General features: G+C 41.0%; 13 protein-coding genes. 9 read left to right on the top strand and 4 right to left on the bottom strand.

Features of this window, described 5'->3' with window-relative positions; all coding sequences use genetic code 11:
• The first annotated feature begins 110 nt into the window (after positions 1 to 110).
• The 4 genes from ppc to tpiA all read left to right on the top strand — a co-directional run bounded on the left by ppc (position 111) and on the right by tpiA (position 6,769).
• Complete coding sequence (ppc, locus tag B3R79_RS01690) at positions 111 to 2,936, top strand: phosphoenolpyruvate carboxylase (protein ID WP_293693395.1); 2,826 nt, start codon at positions 111 to 113, stop codon at positions 2,934 to 2,936.
• Between the two features lie 172 nt (positions 2,937 to 3,108).
• Entirely contained in the window at positions 3,109 to 4,398 is a 1,290-nt protein-coding gene (ftsW, locus tag B3R79_RS01685; RefSeq protein WP_293693393.1) for a cell division peptidoglycan polymerase FtsW, read from the top strand.
• Between the two features lie 237 nt (positions 4,399 to 4,635).
• Entirely contained in the window at positions 4,636 to 5,832 is a 1,197-nt protein-coding gene (gene tuf / locus B3R79_RS01680) for an elongation factor Tu (RefSeq protein ID WP_154454187.1), read from the top strand.
• Between the two features lie 178 nt (positions 5,833 to 6,010).
• Positions 6,011 to 6,769: a triose-phosphate isomerase gene (gene tpiA / locus B3R79_RS01675; protein WP_154454188.1), complete on the top strand. Its 759-nt coding sequence runs from the start codon at positions 6,011 to 6,013 to the stop codon at positions 6,767 to 6,769.
• Between the two features lie 93 nt (positions 6,770 to 6,862).
• Here tpiA and B3R79_RS01670 read toward each other — a convergent pair whose 3' ends face one another.
• The 4 genes from B3R79_RS01670 to B3R79_RS01655 all read right to left on the bottom strand — a co-directional run bounded on the left by B3R79_RS01670 (position 6,863) and on the right by B3R79_RS01655 (position 11,539).
• Positions 6,863 to 8,098 (bottom strand): aminoacyltransferase, encoded by a 1,236-nt coding sequence (locus B3R79_RS01670; protein ID WP_293693391.1) that lies wholly within the window; start codon positions 8,096 to 8,098, stop codon positions 6,863 to 6,865.
• The gene (locus B3R79_RS01665; RefSeq protein WP_293693389.1) at positions 8,098 to 9,312 is read right to left on the bottom strand and encodes an aminoacyltransferase; all 1,215 of its coding nucleotides are present in this window, start codon (positions 9,310 to 9,312) and stop codon (positions 8,098 to 8,100) included. The genes B3R79_RS01670 and B3R79_RS01665 overlap by 1 nt, the downstream gene beginning before the upstream one ends.
• Positions 9,312 to 10,121, bottom strand: a complete 810-nt coding sequence (gene yidA / locus B3R79_RS01660; RefSeq protein ID WP_168260527.1) for a sugar-phosphatase — start codon at positions 10,119 to 10,121, stop codon at positions 9,312 to 9,314. The genes B3R79_RS01665 and yidA overlap by 1 nt, the downstream gene beginning before the upstream one ends.
• 116 nt (positions 10,122 to 10,237) lie before the next feature.
• Positions 10,238 to 11,539, bottom strand: a complete 1,302-nt coding sequence (locus tag B3R79_RS01655; protein WP_204984475.1) for an HD domain-containing protein — start codon at positions 11,537 to 11,539, stop codon at positions 10,238 to 10,240.
• A gap of 173 nt (positions 11,540 to 11,712) precedes the next feature.
• Between B3R79_RS01655 and B3R79_RS01650 the strand changes: the two genes are divergently transcribed.
• The 5 genes from B3R79_RS01650 to ftsX all read left to right on the top strand — a co-directional run.
• On the top strand, positions 11,713 to 12,099 hold the full coding sequence (locus B3R79_RS01650; RefSeq protein ID WP_154454193.1) for a DUF1934 domain-containing protein: 387 nt from the start codon (positions 11,713 to 11,715) through the stop codon (positions 12,097 to 12,099).
• A 203-nt stretch (positions 12,100 to 12,302) separates the two neighbouring features.
• Positions 12,303 to 14,984, top strand: coding sequence for a cation-translocating P-type ATPase (locus B3R79_RS01645; protein ID WP_293693385.1), 2,682 nt, complete (start codon positions 12,303 to 12,305; stop codon positions 14,982 to 14,984).
• 331 nt (positions 14,985 to 15,315) lie between these two features.
• Positions 15,316 to 16,411 (top strand): peptide chain release factor 2 gene (gene prfB, locus B3R79_RS01640; protein WP_154454195.1). Its coding sequence is split into 2 segments (ribosomal slippage): positions 15,316 to 15,387 and positions 15,389 to 16,411, totalling 1,095 coding nucleotides; the frame shifts between segments, so codons are not numbered across the junction.
• 48 nt (positions 16,412 to 16,459) lie between these two features.
• Positions 16,460 to 17,152: a cell division ATP-binding protein FtsE gene (ftsE, locus tag B3R79_RS01635; protein ID WP_154454196.1), complete on the top strand. Its 693-nt coding sequence runs from the start codon at positions 16,460 to 16,462 to the stop codon at positions 17,150 to 17,152.
• Positions 17,145 to 17,782: permease-like cell division protein FtsX (gene ftsX / locus B3R79_RS01630; protein WP_293693383.1), on the top strand; the 638-nt coding region annotated here is incomplete at its 3' end. The genes ftsE and ftsX, both read left to right, overlap by 8 nt.

Below are 17,782 nucleotides of genomic sequence, written 5' to 3'. Positions count from 1 at the left end.
AGCAAGGATAATCATTAGAAAATGGGTTACTTTTCCTTACAAAAAGTGGTATGATATAGGGGTACGTTTGTAACAAAGGATTCCAATCCGAACAAAAAGGAGTGAAGAGAGTGACAGTCAAAAAATTGGAAAATAATAACACTCGGTCGATAATGACAGAAGAAGTCAAAGTGTTAAAACAAATCCTTGACGATACAACCCATCAAATGGTTGGCGATGAGGTGTTTGCCAAAATTCAAAATATCGCCGACTTATCAGCAAGCTCTGAATACGTCAAACTTGAAAAATTAGTAGCTCAATTAACGAATGATGAGATGATCGTCGTATCTCGCTATTTTTCAATTTTACCACTTTTAATCAACATCTCTGAAGATGTGGATTTTGCGTATGAGATTAACTATCAAAACAACATGGGCAAGGATTACCTTGGCAAACTTTCTCTAACGGTTGACATGGTTTCAGAGAGCGACAACGCCAAAGAAATTCTTGAAAACGTGAACGTGGTTCCTGTATTAACCGCTCACCCAACGCAAGTGCAACGTAAAACTGTTTTGGAGTTGACCAACCACATTCATGATTTGTTGCGTAAGTACCGCGATGTTAAGGCTGGTGTTGTCAACCGTAACAAATGGTACACGGATTTACGCCGTTACATTGAAATCATCATGCAAACGGATATTATTCGTGAGAAGAAATTGACGGTTAAAAATGAAATCACCAACGTGATGGAGTATTACAATACCTCTTTGATTCAAGCCATCACAAAATTAACATCAGAATACAAACACTTAGCCGCTGAAAAAGGCCTTGATTTGGACAATCCAAAACCAATTACCATGGGAATGTGGATTGGGGGCGACCGTGATGGAAACCCATACGTTACAGCAGAAACTCTGCAACTTTCTGCCACTGTCCAAAGTGAAGTTATTCTTAACTACTACATCGAAAAATTAACAGGTCTTTATCGTACCTTCTCACTTTCTACAACTCTTACAGACATCAGTCCTGAAGTGGAAAAATTGGCTGAATTATCAACAGATAAATCGATTTATCGTGAAAATGAGCCTTACCGTAAAGCCTTCCATTACATTCAGTTGAAATTGATTCAAACCTTGTTGGAATTAAAAGCTGGACCAGGCATTTCACAACGTGTCTTGGAAAGCAGCAACAACATTAGTTTTGGGGTTTACACAAGCACCAACAATGCTAGTGTTGTCAGCAAGTATTTGCAAGAGAAATTCTCTCGCGTGTCTTCTGAACTTCAAAATGAAATTCCAAGCTACAAAACGGCCCAAGAATTTAAAGATGATTTACTCTTAATCAAGCAATCATTGTTAGATAATGGCGATGAGGCTATGCTAACAGGTGATTTCAGCGAGTTGCTCCAAGCAGTTGATGTTTTTGGTTTCTACCTTGCAACCATTGATATGCGTCAAGATTCAAGCGTCAACGAAGCTTGTGTGGCAGAATTGTTACGATCAGCAAACGTTGTGGATAATTACAGTGAGCTTCCAGAAGAGGAAAAAATCAAGATTTTACTTAAAGAACTGACTGAGGACCCTCGTACCTTATCTTCAGCAAATGCTGAGAAGTCAGAACTCCTGCAAAAAGAATTGGCTATCTTTAAAACCGCTCGTTACCTTAAAGACAAGCTAGGTGAAGAAGTCATCAAACAACACATTATCTCACACACTGAAAGCGTGTCTGATATGTTTGAATTAGCGGTTATGTTAAAAGAAGTTGGTTTGATTGATAACCAAAAAGCGCGTGTTCAAATTGTTCCTCTCTTTGAAACCATCGAAGACCTTGAAAATTCACGTGGCATTATGGAAGAATACCTTGATTACGACATCGTGCGCCGTTGGATTGCAGCTAACAAAGGCTACCAAGAAGTCATGCTTGGTTACTCAGATAGTAATAAAGACGGCGGTTACTTGTCATCTGTTTGGACACTTTACAAGGCTCAAAACGAATTGACTCGTATCGGAACAGAACGTGGTATTAAAGTAACCTTCATTCATGGTCGTGGTGGTACAGTCGGCCGTGGAGGTGGTCCATCATATGAAGCCATTACATCCCAACCATTTGGTTCGATTAAAGACCGCATCCGCTTGACAGAGCAAGGGGAAATCATTGAAAACAAATACGGTAATAAAGACGTTGCCTACTACAACCTTGAAATGTTGGTGTCAGCAACCATTGACCGTATTGTAACACGCATGATTACGGATGCTAATGAAATCGATGAGTTCCGTGCAACGATGGACGACATTGTTAGCTATTCAAATACAGTTTACCGTGATTTGGTCTTTGGCAATCCGCATTTCTATGATTATTTCTTTGAAGCAAGCCCAATTAAAGAAGTTTCAAGTTTGAATATTGGTTCACGTCCAGCTGCTCGTAAAACCATCACTGAAATTTCAGGCCTTCGTGCGATTCCGTGGGTATTCTCATGGTCACAAAGTCGAGTGATGTTCCCAGGCTGGTATGGTGTCGGTTCTGCCTTCAAACACTTTATTGACGCTGATGAGGGTAACTTGGCGAAATTGCAACACATGTATGACAAATGGCCATTCTTCCATTCTCTCCTCTCAAATGTAGATATGGTTCTTTCAAAATCAAACATGAACATTGCTTTCCAATACGCTCAATTGGCTGAAGATGAAGACGTGCGTGATGTCTTTAACACCATTCTTGACGAATGGCAACTCACTAAAAATGTTATTTTAGCTATTGAACAACACGAAGATTTATTGGAAACCAATCCATCTCTTCGTGCCAGCCTTGATTACCGTTTGCCATACTTCAACGTCTTAAACTACATTCAAATTGAATTGATTAAACGTTTACGCCACGATGAGTTGGACGAAGATTACGAAAAACTCATTCACACCACTATCAACGGTATTGCAACTGGTTTGCGTAACTCAGGCTGATCATAAAGCAAGATGAAGCAGCACTTCTTGGTTAAGTCCAAGGGGTGCTTTTTTACTTTGGCTCAGACTTTGACAAGACTTGCTAGACTTTTACTTTTTTTTAGCTTAGAAAGATGGTATAATGGCAGATGGTTATTACATCCAGAGATCATATGTCTTAATAGGAGCGTTTATGAATATTTCGAAGAGGCATTTACTGAATTATTCAATCCTTGTGCCTTATTTAATTTTATCTGTGATTGGTTTGATTGTCATTTATTCGACCACAAGCCCATCCCTTGTCCAATACGGGTTAAACCCTTTTCGGTCAGTTCTTAACCAAGGAATGTATTGGGCCATCAGTTTAGCTGCTATCTTTTTCATTTATAAATTACGTTTAGACTTCTTAAAAAATCCAAAAGTCCTGACAACGACTATGATCGTTGAAGTTGTTCTCTTGTTAATTGCGCGTTTCTTTACGCGAACGGTTAACGGGGCGCACGGTTGGATTGTGATTGGTCCCATTAGTTTTCAACCAGCAGAATACCTGAAAATCATCATTGTCTGGCTGTTGGCTTATACGTTTTCACGGCGCCAGAAAGAAATTGAAATCTATGATTACCAAGCCTTGACCAAGCGGCGTTGGATACCAAGGCGTTGGAATGATTTAAAAGATTGGCGCGTGTATTCGCTAGGGATGATTATGCTGGTCGCAGCACAGCCTGACCTTGGAAATGCAGCTATCATCGTTTTGACTGGCTTGATCATGTATTCAGTCAGTGGGGTAGCTTACCGTTGGTTTTCTGCTATTTTGATTACCGTCACGACCTTATCAGCTGGATTTTTAGGCTTAATCTTTGCCATTGGTGTGGAAACCATGGAAAAAGTGCCCGTCTTTGGTTATGTTGCCAAACGTTTCAGTGCCTTTTTCAATCCTTTTGATGACTTGACCAACGCAGGACACCAGCTAGCTCATTCTTACTATGCCATGAGTAATGGTGGTTGGTTTGGTAGAGGTTTGGGGAATTCCATTGAAAAAGGTGGTTATCTTCCTGAGGCGACAACCGATTTTGTCTTTTCCATTGTCATGGAAGAATTAGGTTTGATTGGAGCAGGACTTATTCTTGCTTTGCTGTTCTTCTTGATTTTACGTATCATGCACGTGGGGATTAAGGCTAAAAATCCTTTCAATGCCATGATTGCACTAGGAATTGGTGGCATGATTTTGATGCAAACCTTTGTCAATATCGGTGGTATCTCAGGCTTGATTCCATCAACAGGGGTTACTTTCCCATTCTTATCCCAAGGGGGAAATAGCTTGTTGGTGCTCTCGGTTGCCATTGGTTTTGTGCTCAATATTGATGCCAATGAAAAACGTGAAGAGATTATCAGAGAAGCAGAGGCAGAACTCCAAGCACAAAATACCAATCACCCCTATGCAGATAATGTCATTGATTTGGATCAATTGTTCCATAATGACTAAATGATTTTTTGACCAAAGCAAGTATTTTGTCTTGCTTTGGTTATTTTTTTGAAAGAAATAACATTGGGAAATCGCTTGATTTTAAGGGATTTACAGGCATTCTTGAAAATTTAGACGCATAAGAAATAGTTAAATGCTTGCAATTCCTTTATAATTTGATAAAATAGTAGGGTAAGGTTAGACTGTATTGCCTACCGTCTATCTATAAAATATATTTTATTGGAGGCTTTTACCCAAATGGCAAAAGAAAAATACGATCGTAGTAAACCACACGTTAACATTGGTACAATCGGACACGTTGACCATGGTAAAACTACTTTGACAGCTGCAATTACAACAGTTCTTGCTCGTCGTCTTCCAAGCGCAGTTAACCAACCAAAAGACTACGCTTCTATCGATGCTGCTCCTGAAGAACGCGAACGCGGTATCACAATCAACACTGCACACGTTGAGTACGAAACTGCTAAACGTCACTACGCTCACATCGACGCTCCAGGACACGCGGACTACGTTAAAAACATGATCACTGGTGCTGCCCAAATGGATGGTGCTATCCTTGTAGTAGCTTCAACTGACGGTCCAATGCCACAAACACGTGAACACATCCTTCTTTCACGTCAAGTAGGTGTTAAATACCTTATCGTCTTCATGAACAAAATCGACCTTGTTGATGACGAAGAATTGCTTGAATTGGTTGAAATGGAAATCCGTGACCTTCTTTCAGAATACGATTTCCCAGGTGACGATCTTCCAGTTATCCAAGGTTCAGCTCTTAAAGCCCTTGAAGGTGACACTCACTACGAAGACATCATCATGGAATTGATGGACACTGTTGATGAATACATTCCAGAACCAGAACGTGATACTGACAAACCATTGCTTCTTCCAGTCGAAGACGTATTCTCAATCACTGGTCGTGGTACTGTAGCATCAGGACGTATCGACCGTGGTACTGTTAAAGTCAACGACGAAGTTGAAATCGTTGGTATCCGTGACGACATCCAAAAAGCTGTTGTTACTGGTGTTGAAATGTTCCGTAAACAACTTGATGAAGGTCTTGCAGGGGACAACGTTGGTGTGCTTCTTCGTGGTATCCAACGTGATGAAATCGAACGTGGTCAAGTTCTTGCTAAACCAGGTTCAATCCACCCACACACTAAATTCAAAGGTGAAGTTTACATCCTTACTAAAGAAGAAGGTGGACGCCACACTCCATTCTTCAACAACTACCGTCCTCAATTCTACTTCCGTACAACTGACGTTACAGGTTCAATCGAACTTCCAGCAGGTACTGAAATGGTAATGCCTGGTGATAACGTAACTATCGACGTTGAATTGATTCACCCAATTGCCGTTGAACAAGGTACTACATTCTCAATCCGTGAAGGTGGACGTACTGTTGGTTCAGGTATCGTTTCAGAAATCGAAGCTTAATTTGAATTAACTAATTAAGTTCCCAGATAACAATTATTTAGTCAGATAGTAATTGTGGAGAGTCCCGTTAGGGGCTCTTTTTTTGTGACTTTCCTCTCTAAAAATAGTGTCGAACCTTTCAAACCTGCAGAAAATATGATAAAATAAGGAGTAAAAAAAAATAGAAGAGGTATGTGAAATGTCACGTAAACCATTTATCGCTGGTAACTGGAAAATGAACAAAAATCCAGAAGAAGCTAAAGCATTTGTTGAAGCAGTAGCTTCTAAATTGCCTTCATCAGAACTTGTTGAAGCTGGTATCGCAGCTCCTGCACTTGACCTTTCAACAGTTCTTGCTGCAGCTAAAGGTTCAGAACTTAAAGTTGCTGCTGAAAACTGCTACTTTGAAAATGCTGGTGCTTTCACTGGTGAAAACAGCCCTAAAGTATTGTCTGAAATGGGAACTGACTACGTTGTAATCGGTCACTCAGAACGTCGTGAATACTTCCACGAAACAGATGAAGACATCAACAAAAAAGCAAAAGCTATCTTTGCTAACGGTATGCTTCCAATCATCTGCTGTGGTGAAACTCTTGAAACTTACGAAGCAGGTAAAGCTGCAGAATTCGTAGGTGGACAAGTTTCAGCTGCTCTTGCTGGCTTGACTGACGAACAAGTTTCTTCACTTGTTATCGCATACGAACCAATCTGGGCTATCGGTACTGGTAAATCAGCTAGCCAAGACGACGCACAAAAAATGTGTAAAGTTGTTCGTGACACAGTTGCAGCAGACTTCGGTCAAGCAGTAGCTGACAAAGTTCGCGTTCAATACGGTGGTTCAGTTAAACCTGAAAACGTTGCAGCATACATGGCTTGCCCAGACGTTGACGGTGCCCTTGTTGGTGGTGCTTCACTTGAACCAGAAAGCTTCCTTGCTCTTCTTGACTTCGTTAAATAATCAAGAAACGTTGAAGCATAATAGATGGCCTGTCTTTAGCAGGTCATTTTTTGTATCAAAAAAACCTTGGAAACCAATTTCCAAGGTTTTCTTTTATTGGCGTCCCAATAATCTTTTTACTTGTTGGATGGCCTTGTATCTAAGCGGTCGAGGGTAATAGCGGAAAGTTCCCATCTTACGCGTGATATAGCCATTGTAGTTTTGTTTGAAGCGTAAAACACCATCTGAACCATCAAAATTTCCAGTGATACCAAGCAAATTATAATTGGTAATGCCGCGTTTGATGGCTTGCAACATAACGTATTCCTGAAGCAAGGCAGGTGCATAGAATTTATTAAATTCTGGATAAGAGCCTGAGAATAGGTAGACAGCTTCTTGTTTGGTGTAAACAAAGAGGCTACCTGCCAAGGTTACGTGTTGTGTTCCGTATTTGGCAATAAATGCTTTGGCTTCTGCAATACGAACGTCAAAGGTGTCGGATTGGCTGGCTAATTCGCGCAGCTGATTTTGTTTCTTCTCGGAATGAGGATTTTTCTCCAAATCAGCTTTGAGTTTAGCTATTCTTTGCTTAAGTTTGCCTTGGTCATTTTCTAGATGATTTAGATAATCTTGAAAATTAAGGCTTGCTACCATAAATTCACAAGAATCCCCAAAACTGTCGTAAAAATCTTGATAATATTCAAGGGATTTGTCCATGTAATCTCGACGGTCTGAGGTAGCAGAAGTGATTTCTTTAAAAAGAGGCAATTCCTCTCGGTCAAGCTTTCTTAGCGTAATGCCAAAGGTCTTGGCTTTCTTAACCAATGGACGTCCTTTTTTGCTGAAGGATTTGAGCAGGGATTTGTCATCTAAGTCTGTCAAATCCTTGAGGTAATGCCAATCAGGTTCGCCACCAGGGTAGCCAGTCAAAAGCCCGTCATGCTGGTAACCAAGCGAGAGAAAATCCTCTAACAAGGCGGTTTGCTCTTGGTCAGTTGGCTTGCCATCGGTGTCGAATTGTTGGTAAGTGTCGTAGGGTTTCACCAATAATTCAAGGGCACCGTTTTCTTTGGCGTAGGTCTGCAATTCCTGATAAAAGGCTTTTAAATAGCGTTTATCGCGTGAAACGGGACCGGAATTGATTTCCATGTGCAAGCCCCCTGTCATTGGCAAGCTAAAAAGGATAGCAGCTACTTGCAATTGCCCTTGGTCTTTAAAGCCAAGATAGGCAACCTGATAACCACGTTTGCTGAGCAGCTCCGCCATTTCGCTAGATTGCATGAATGATTTGTAGGGAACGCTGTTACAAAAAGTCTTAAAAACGTCTTTTTCAATAATCTCAAGAGGCATTAATGGCCATTTCTCCTTTGTTTGCGAATGTTGTAAGCAAGGTTAGATAGCCCATAAAGAGCACGGTTGACAGGAATGTTGAATTCGCCAATGAACTCTTCGATGGTTGGGTTGAAGTTTGTTTTAAATTTGGTTAAACCGTCGTCAAGTGTCCCTTCAACACCACCCATATTTGCCCAAATGATGCCATCAGCGTAGGCATCTTCAAAAGCTTTTGGATAGAGTGAATATTGTGGGTAGAATTTTTTGAATTCATCATTCATACCAGCGTAAAGCATTTCCATGACGTTGCCAAATGATACAGACAAGATACCTGCAATAATGAGTTCATCTGGGTATTTTTGAACGAATTCTTCAAATTCTGCAATGTATTTTGTGACAGAATTCTTTTGTTGGGTTAATTTGGTCAAACGTTTTTTCTGGTTTTCTTTTGTTTCTGCTAAATCTTTTTCAATTTGAGCAAGTTGTTCTTTGTATTCCGCTAGGCGTTTTGGTAAATTAACTTTGGCAAGGTGAAGGTAAGCATCATCACCGTAAGTTTCCATCATTTTGCGGAAATAATCTTCGTTACGAAGAGCAACCCCTTTACGATTTTCTGTAAGAGCAACGACGTCTGCAAAGGCTTTGACATCATCGATGCTTCCACGGCTAGTTATCACACCACGGTGAATCGCATCTTTCATCAAGCGTTTGGTGTGCTTAGGAAATGTTGCAGTCATGTCTTCTTGGGTATAGACATTGGCTTGGTAACGCGGTTGAATGCTTTCAGCAATCGTTGTTGTGCGTCCAGTCCATTCACAACCTGCAGCCTTCAAGTTTTCGATAGCCGTAAGGGTTTCTGCATTTTCTTCCACGTTTTCACCGATTTTGTATTGTTTGAGCAACAAAGCTGGGTCAATTTTGATGAAGAGGGCACGTTTGGTTTTTCCGAATTTTTTGAGTGAGTTGATGACAAAGGCAACTAATTCTTTGTCACTGTAATCCATAATGGGTCCGCGAGGAATGTAAAGCATGGTGAAGGCAAGTGGCAAGGATTTGATGAGAACAGATGCTGATGCCACTAATTGGCCATCTTTGTAGAAACCAAGACGTTCATTGTCCCAGTTGTCCTTGATTTTTGCCCAATTAGATGATTGCAACAGATTGGTTTGGTCACTTGCTTTGGCAAATTGGTCGTGTTCTTCAGCAGAAATGCCGATTTTATAGCTATACATTATTTTAAAACCCACTTTCTAAGGGCGTAAGCAACGCCGCTTTCTTCATTTGATTTGGTGATATATTTGGCAATTTGTTTGAGTTCTGGTGTGCCATTTTCCATGACAACAGGATTGCCGACTGCCTCCAACATGGCTCGGTCATTTTCAGCATCACCGATGGCCATTGTTTGGTCAAGGCTAAGTCCCATTTTTTCAGCAAGGTGTGTGATGGCATTGCCCTTGCTGGCTGTTTTGTTTAAGATTTCCAAATAAAATGGTGTTGATTTCACGATTGTGTATTTGTCGTAAAATTCTTGTGGGATTTTAGCAATAGCTGCATCAAGAATTTCAGGCTCATCGATAAACATCATTTTAATGATTTCCTTGTCGCCCATTTCTTCTGGTGTGCGGTAGTAAATAGGCATATTGACCAAGGTTGATTCGTGCACGGTGTATTTTCCAATGTTACGATTGGCAGTAAAAATCCCTTCTTTGGTAATGGCGTGCATATGGACATTTAGCTTACGGCTGAGAAATTCAATATCAAGATAGTCATCATAGGTCATGACTTCTGTGATGATGTTCTCACCTGTGGCCGTGTCTTGCACCAAGCCACCATTAAAAGTAATGACATAATCGCCAGTGTCTTTTAAGTTTAAGTCGTCCAGTAAGGTCTGAACACCAGCAATCGGACGTCCAGTAGCGATAACGACCTTAACCCCTTGTTTTTTAGCGTCTCGAACAGCTTCAAAAACCTCAGGTGTGATTTTGCGGTCATTGGTCAGAAGCGTGCCGTCAATATCAACGGCAACTAGTTTAATTGACATAGAGTATGGTATCCTTTCTAATTAGAAGAATCTACCTATATATCTTACTAAAAAGTGCCGTATTTGTCATGGAGATTCTAACAGATACGTCACTTTTTCAGTTTTTAACAATAAGGTTAGTCGTGGTAAGCAAAATGGTCGTTGGTAATGTAACTCATAAATTGCTCTTTGTCCTCAGTAAAGAGGTCATTTGCCTGCAACATTTCCTTTGGAAAATAGAAACGTCTATCACCGTAAGTTGTGCCTGACAAGGTCTTAACGATAGGTGATACGGTTGATAATTCGATGATAGAGCCATCTTTGCGAATCATGTTAATATCTGTTCGTGGTTCTTTTTTTTCAGGGCGGTAAATGTCATAAGGCAAATCAAAATTGGCATGAATACCCGTGTAATACTTAGGGTCAAAACCAACTGAATCAATCAACTTCACCAAGCAATCCAAATGCTTTTCAGCTGTCTCATCAAAGGTGATGGATTTGAAAATTTTACGGTTGACAAATCGACTGGCTAAATCCGCTAAAATATCATCGTCAGAAGCCATCCAAGCTTGAAAATAAGTGTTCATCACGCCATCATCTAAAGCCAGATAATCCGACAAATCCGCTCGATTTTCCAGAAAAGGAATGAGATTTAGAGCGGTTTTCTTAAAGAAATGGCTGTCTTTTTGATAAAGGCGTTTGGCTCGTTTCAAGAGATTTTGTAGTAAGACTTCCATGCCACGGCTGGCAGGGTGAAAATAAACTTGCATATACATTTGAAAACGACTGACAATGTAGTCCTCAACGGCGTGCATGCCATTGTATTCAAAGACAATACCATTTTTGACAGGACGAATGACACGCAAAATGCGGGTTAAATCAAATTGCCCGTATTTTGTGCCACTGTAATAAGAATCCCTAAGCAAATAGTCCATGCGGTCGCAGTCAATTTGGCTAGAAATCAGTTGCACCACTTGTTTATTGGGATAGGTGTGGTTGATGACACTAGCCACTTTTTCTGGAAAATCAGGAGCCACTCGTCGCAAAATAGCGTTGATTTCAGTATCAGGATTGGTAATGATTTCCTGAGTGAAGGCTTCATGGTCAGTGCCAAACAATTTTTCAAATGTGTGGGAATAGGCCCCGTGCCCCACATCGTGCAAGAGCCCTGCCACCATGGTTAAAAGATTTTCATCAGTGTTCCAAATGTCGGGAAATTTTTCCTCAAAAATCTCAGTAACACGCCTAGCAATGTCATAAACGCCTAGACAATGCGAAAAGCGGCTGTGCTCGGCACCATGAAAGGTAAAGGCTGTCGTTGGGACTTGCTTGATGCGACGCAAACGTTGAAATTCTGCTGTGTTGATAAGATCATAAACCACGCGGTGATTGACCGTTATATAATTGTGAATAGGATCACGAAATACTTTTTCATTCATGCTCCCATTATACCAAAAAACGACTGGAAACCCCTAATCAAAGCATATCAGACTTCTGTGCCCAAAGTTGTCATTCCAAGCGTTAAAAGGTATAATGAAAGAGACTTATCATGTAATAGAAAAGAGGGATTTGCCAGATTGATGGAGCTGTTGATTTGGCAGATGAGAGGATTATGCAATTACAGATTCGCAATAAAATCATCATGGATAACGAGGTGGAGTGGGTTGACGAAAGTTATCCTGTTACCGTAACCCCAAAAAATCAATACCTTTATTTGACTTATGTCAATGAAGAAGATGAGAAAGTTATCATCAAGTGCAATCAAGAGGAATTGGTCATGACGCGTTTTTCCACACCAAAATCCATCATGCGATTTCATGCCCAAAACCCTGCGGTTGTCTTGATTCCTACGCCGCTTGGTATCCAGCATTTTAAAACAGAAACCAGCCATTATGTTTTTGACCCCGACAAGAAAAGTGTTACCTTGCATTATTGTTTAAAAGCCCTTGAGGGAGAGTCTGCTTTGGCTGATTACGAGCTAGAATTGCGCTGGCAATAAGGCTTTGAAATAGGGAAAGCTGGTTGACAAATGCCTTGAAAATTGGTATTATGACCATGTATCAAGGGAGTAGCAGACGGGGATTCCCGTGGCCTAGTCGTCAATACGAAAGAAATTTCCGGCTATGTCTTAAACAGCGAGACTTGTTTTTTAAAACAGGTCTCTTTTCTATTTAGGAAAGAAGACCGAAGGAGGAAACTATTTTGTCTAAAGAACAAAGCAAAGATTTGTTTTATTTGAAGAGCGAGGACGAAACGCTTGACGCCTTGCACACCACCCGTGACGGTTTATCTGCGGCAGAAGCTAAAAAACGTTTAGATGAATATGGTCACAACGAACTTGAAGAAGCCCAGAAACGCTCATTGTTGGCTAAGTTTCTTGACCAATTCAAGGACTTGATGATTATTATCTTGCTTGTTGCAGCTGCCTTATCTGTTATCACTGAAGGAACAGAAGGGCTTACCGATGCTTTGATTATCCTAGCCGTTGTTGTGCTTAATGCGGCTTTTGGGGTTTATCAAGAAGGGCAAGCTGAAGCAGCCATTGAAGCTTTGAAAGATATGTCTAGCCAAGTGGCGCGTGTCAGCCGTGACGGACATGTCGTTGAAATTGATTCGAGAGAATTGGTTCCTGGTGATATTGTCATGTTGGAGGCCGGTGATGTGGTGCCTGCTGATATGCGTTTGTTAGAAGTCGCTTCCTTAAAAATTGAAGAAGCTGCCCTGACAGGGGAATCTGTTCCAGTTGAAAAGAGTTTGTCTATTAAAGTGGCTGATGATGCTGGTATTGGTGACCGTGTCAACATGGCTTACCAAAACTCTAACGTGACTTATGGTCGTGGTGTTGGGGTTGTTGTCAATACAGGTCATTACACCGAAGTTGGTAAAATTGCTGATATGCTTGCCAACGCAGACGAAACAGACACCCCATTGAAGCAAAACTTGAACCAATTGTCTAAGGTTCTTACTTACTTGGTTGTTGGTATTGCTATCGTGACCTTTATCGTCGGGGTATTTATCCGTGGTGAAGAACCTGTTGAAGGCTTGATGACTTCTGTTGCCTTGGCGGTTGCTGCTATTCCAGAAGGGCTACCCGCTATTGTAACCATCGTCTTGTCAATGGGAACAACAACCCTTGCCAAACGCAATGCCATCGTTCGTAAATTGCCAGCCGTTGAAACCCTTGGTTCAACCGAAATTATCGCTTCAGATAAAACCGGAACATTGACCATGAATCAAATGACGGTTGAAAAAATCTACACTAGTGGCCAATTATTGGACGCTAAAGCAACGATTCCAGCTGATGATAAGACCTTGCGTATCATGAATTTTGCTAATGATACCAAGATTGACCCAGAAGGCAATCTCATTGGTGACCCAACCGAAACGGCCTTGGTTCAATTTGGTTTAGACCACGACTTTGATGTTCGTGATGTGCTTAAAAACGAACCTCGTGTGGCAGAATTGCCATTTGATTCTGACCGTAAGTTGATGTCAACGATTCACGAAGAAGCCGATGGACGCTACTTTGTGGCGGTTAAAGGGGCACCTGACCAACTCTTAAAACGTGTCACTCGCATTGAGGACAATGGCCAAGTTCGTGCTATTACAGATGACGAAAGAGCTACTATCTTATCACTCAATACAGACTTGGCTAAACAAGCCCTTCGTGTATTGATGATGGCTTACAAATACATTCCTGAAATTCCAAGTTTGGATTCCAAAAATGTGGAATCAGATTTGATTTTTGCAGGTCTTGTCGGTATGATTGACCCAGAACGTCCTGAAGCTGCCAAAGCTGTTAAGGTAGCCAAGGAAGCTGGTATTCGTCCTATCATGATTACCGGGGACCACCAAGATACTGCGGAAGCTATTGCTAAACGTCTAGGCATTATCGAAGATGACGGCCAAAACCATGTCTTTACTGGTGCTGAACTCAACGAATTGTCTGACGACGAATTCCAAAAAGTCTTTAAACAATATTCTGTTTATGCGCGTGTGTCACCAGAACACAAGGTGCGTATCGTTAAAGCTTGGCAAAATGAAGGTAAAGTTGTTGCTATGACTGGTGATGGTGTCAATGATGCGCCATCGTTGAAAACAGCTGATATTGGTATCGGTATGGGGATTACGGGTACAGAAGTGGCAAAAGGTGCTTCTGATATGGTCCTTGCCGATGATAACTTTGCGACAATCATTGTTGCTGTTGAAGAAGGACGTAAGGTCTTCTCAAACATTCAAAAATCCATTCAATACCTTCTTTCAGCCAATATGGCCGAAGTGCTTACCATCTTCTTTGCGACCTTGTTTGGTTGGGATGTGCTTCAACCCGTTCATTTGCTTTGGATTAACTTGGTAACCGATACGCTACCAGCCATCGCCTTGGGTGTAGAACCTGCTGAACCTGGCGTTATGAAACACAAACCTCGTGGACGTCAATCCAACTTCTTTGACGGTGGGGTTATGGGAGCTATTATCTATCAAGGTATTTTCCAAACCTTGCTTGTCCTTGCCATTTATGGTTGGGCAATCATGTTCCCAGAACACTCACAAGCTCACATGGTACACGAAGATGCCTTGACAATGGCCTTTGCGACACTTGGTCTTATCCAATTAGTCCACGCCTTCAACGTTAAGTCCGTTTACCAATCAATCTTTACTGTTGGTGCCTTTAGAAATAGAACCTTCAACCGGGCTATCCCAGTGGCCTTCTTGCTCTTGATGGTAACCATCGTTGTGCCAGGATTTAATCAATTGTTCCACGTTTCTCACTTGAGCGTGGGTCAATGGACTGCCGTTATCATTGGTAGTTTGATGATGCTTGTCTTGACCGAAATTGTCAAAGCTATTCAACGTGCACTTGGACAAGATGAAAAAGCCATTTAGAGATTTCTAAATAATAACAAAAGAATCAGACTGCTAAGCAATCTGATTCTTTTGTTATGTGACTTTCAGTCCGTCACGCTCCGCAAGGTGCGTGACAAATAAACCACCCGCTATGCGGGTGGTTAGTGGTGTCGTCATGGTGGTGTGATGTTTTGTTATCCATTTGTCATTTTCTTGTTGTGATTGCCAAATGCCTTTTTGGTACTATTGTGTTAGTCTGCTGAATTAGCAGCTAAATAGTCAATAGGAAAACCCTTTCTGGCACCTATAATGGTAATTTTGCTTCCTTTGTGATAGAATAGGAAGAAGTAATGAATAAAGGAGTATGCTCATGGAAGTGGCTGAAATTCGCCAAAAAATAGTAGAAAACCAAGAGAAGTTGACTAGCTTCAGGAGGTCTCTTTGACTTAGACCGTCTGGAAGAAGATATCGCACTTCTTGAAAATAAAATGACGGAGCCTGATTTTTGGGATGACAATATTGCAGCCCAGAAAACCTCTCAAGAACTCAACGAACTCAAGCAAAAATATGACACTTTTAATACCATGCAAGAGTTGTCTGATGAAACAGAGCTTTATTTGGAAATGTTGGATGAGGATAGTTCGGTTCAGTCTGATTTAGAAGAAAGTTTAGAAAAGCTTGATAAAATCATGACAGGCTATGAGATGACCTTGTTGTTATCAGAGCCTTATGACCGCAACAATGCGATTTTGGAAATTCACCCAGGTTCAGGTGGTACCGAGGCGCAGGATTGGGCAGATATGCTCTTTCGTATGTACACCCGTTATGGTAATGCCAAAGGCTTTAAAGTTGAAACGCTTGATTACCAAGCAGGGGATGAAGCGGGTATTAAGTCTGTTACTTTGTTTTTTGAAGGGCCAAATGCTTACGGACTGTTGAAGTCTGAAATGGGTGTACACCGTTTGGTGCGTATCTCTCCATTTGACTCAGCCAAACGTCGCCACACGTCATTTAGTTCAGTCGAAGTAATGCCAGAATTGGATGATACGATTGAAGTGGAAATTCGTGATGACGACATCAAAATGGATACTTTCCGTTCTGGTGGTGCTGGTGGACAAAACGTCAACAAGGTATCAACAGGGGTTCGTTTGACCCATATTCCAACAGGAATCGTGGTGTCGTCAACCGTTGACCGTACTCAATATGGTAACCGTGACCGTGCGATGAAGATGTTGCAGGCGAAACTTTATCAGCTTGAGCAAGAGAAAAAAGCACAAGAAGTTGATGCTTTGAAGGGTGATAAAAAAGAAATCACATGGGGAAGTCAAATCCGTTCTTATGTGTTTACCCCCTATACGATGGTTAAAGATCATCGCACAGGATATGAAGTGGCACAAGTTGATAAAGTGATGGATGGTGACATTGATGGTTTCATTGATGCCTATCTGAAATGGCGTATTGACTAGGAAAACTGTAAGTTTTTTAGGATGATTAAATCGTAAAGGAAAATATAAATGGCACTAATTGAAATGAATGGTGTGGACAAAAAGTATCGCCGATCAACCACTGCCTTGAGAGATATCAATGTAAAAGTCAACCAAGGTGAATTTGTATATATTGTTGGTCCTTCAGGTGCGGGTAAGTCCACTTTTATTAAGTTACTCTATCGTGAAGAAAAAGCGACAGCAGGGACAATCAAGGTCGGCAAATTTGATTTGAATAAATTAAGACGACGTGATATTCCTATGCTACGTCGTAGTATCGGGGTGGTTTTCCAAGACTACAAACTCCTTCCTAAAAAGACTGTGTTTGAAAATGTGGCTTATGCCATGCAAGTTATTGGAGAAAAGCCACGTGATATTAAAAAACGTGTTCCTGAAGTGTTAGACTTGGTTGGTCTAAAACACAAAATGCGTTCTTTCCCACACCAATTGTCAGGTGGTGAGCAACAACGTGTTGCTATCGCTCGTGCGATTGTTAACAATCCAAAAGTCTTGATCGCTGACGAACCGACTGGGAACTTGGATCCTGAAATTTCATGGGAAATCATGCAGTTGTTAGAACGTATCAATCTTCAAGGAACAACCATTTTAATGGCTACTCACAATAAGCAAATTGTTGATACCCTTCGCCATCGTGTTATCGCGATTGAGAATGGTCGCATTGTTCGTGATGAAGAGGAAGGAGAATACGGTTACGATGATTAGAAATTTTTTCCGTCATTTGTGGGAATCCATAAAAAGTTTAAAGCGTAATATTTGGATGACAATTGCTTCGGTTAGTACGGTTGCCATTACCTTGACACTTGTCGGTGTCTTTGCAGCAGTGCTATTAAATGTGGAGCGTTTGGCATCAGGTATTGAAAACAACATTCAAATCAATGTTTACCTTGATGTGGATTCGACAGATAACTTTGAAACTAAGACTAATGAAGCTGGCGAAACCGTCTCAAATGATGCTTACCACCAAGTCTATGACCAAATCAACAAGATTTCAGGTGTTAAGAAGGTTACTTATTCAAGTAAAGATGAACAGCTAGCTAAATTGCAAGAAACCTACGGGGACGATTGGAAACTCTTTGATGGCGATTCTAATCCTCTACAAGATGTTTATATCGTAGAAGCTAACTCACCATCTCATGTTAAAAAAGTAGCTGATAAAATCTCAAAAATCAGTGGTGTTGAATCCGTTGATTACGGTGGTTCAGATTCAGACCAATTGTTCAAAATTGCAAAATACATTCGAACATGGGGATTTGCTGGTATCGTCCTTCTTGTGCTTGTCGCAATCTTCCTTATTTCAAATACTATCCGTATGACCATTATGTCACGTCAACG

This window comes from Streptococcus sp. UBA3373, from assembly GCF_002360305.1.
Classification (GTDB): domain Bacteria; phylum Bacillota; class Bacilli; order Lactobacillales; family Streptococcaceae; genus Streptococcus; species Streptococcus alactolyticus.
The sequence above is the reverse complement of the archived record's forward strand: the minus strand, read 5'-3'. Positions and strand labels throughout refer to the sequence as shown.

Bases quoted from the DNA above. Each gene is read 5' to 3' on its own strand.
- ftsW (WP_293693393.1), top strand. From the start codon at position 3,109: ATGAATATTTCGAAGAGGCATTTACTGAATTATTCAATCCTTGTGCCT.
- tuf (WP_154454187.1), top strand. From the start codon at position 4,636: ATGGCAAAAGAAAAATACGATCGTAGTAAACCACACGTTAACATTGGT.
- tpiA (WP_154454188.1), top strand. From the start codon at position 6,011: ATGTCACGTAAACCATTTATCGCTGGTAACTGGAAAATGAACAAAAAT.
- B3R79_RS01670 (WP_293693391.1), bottom strand. From the start codon at position 8,098: ATGCCTCTTGAGATTATTGAAAAAGACGTTTTTAAGACTTTTTGTAAC.
- B3R79_RS01665 (WP_293693389.1), bottom strand. From the start codon at position 9,312: ATGTATAGCTATAAAATCGGCATTTCTGCTGAAGAACACGACCAATTT.
- yidA (WP_168260527.1), bottom strand. From the start codon at position 10,121: ATGTCAATTAAACTAGTTGCCGTTGATATTGACGGCACGCTTCTGACC.
- B3R79_RS01655 (WP_204984475.1), bottom strand. From the start codon at position 11,539: ATGAATGAAAAAGTATTTCGTGATCCTATTCACAATTATATAACGGTC.
- B3R79_RS01650 (WP_154454193.1), top strand. From the start codon at position 11,713: ATGCAATTACAGATTCGCAATAAAATCATCATGGATAACGAGGTGGAG.
- ftsE (WP_154454196.1), top strand. From the start codon at position 16,460: ATGGCACTAATTGAAATGAATGGTGTGGACAAAAAGTATCGCCGATCA.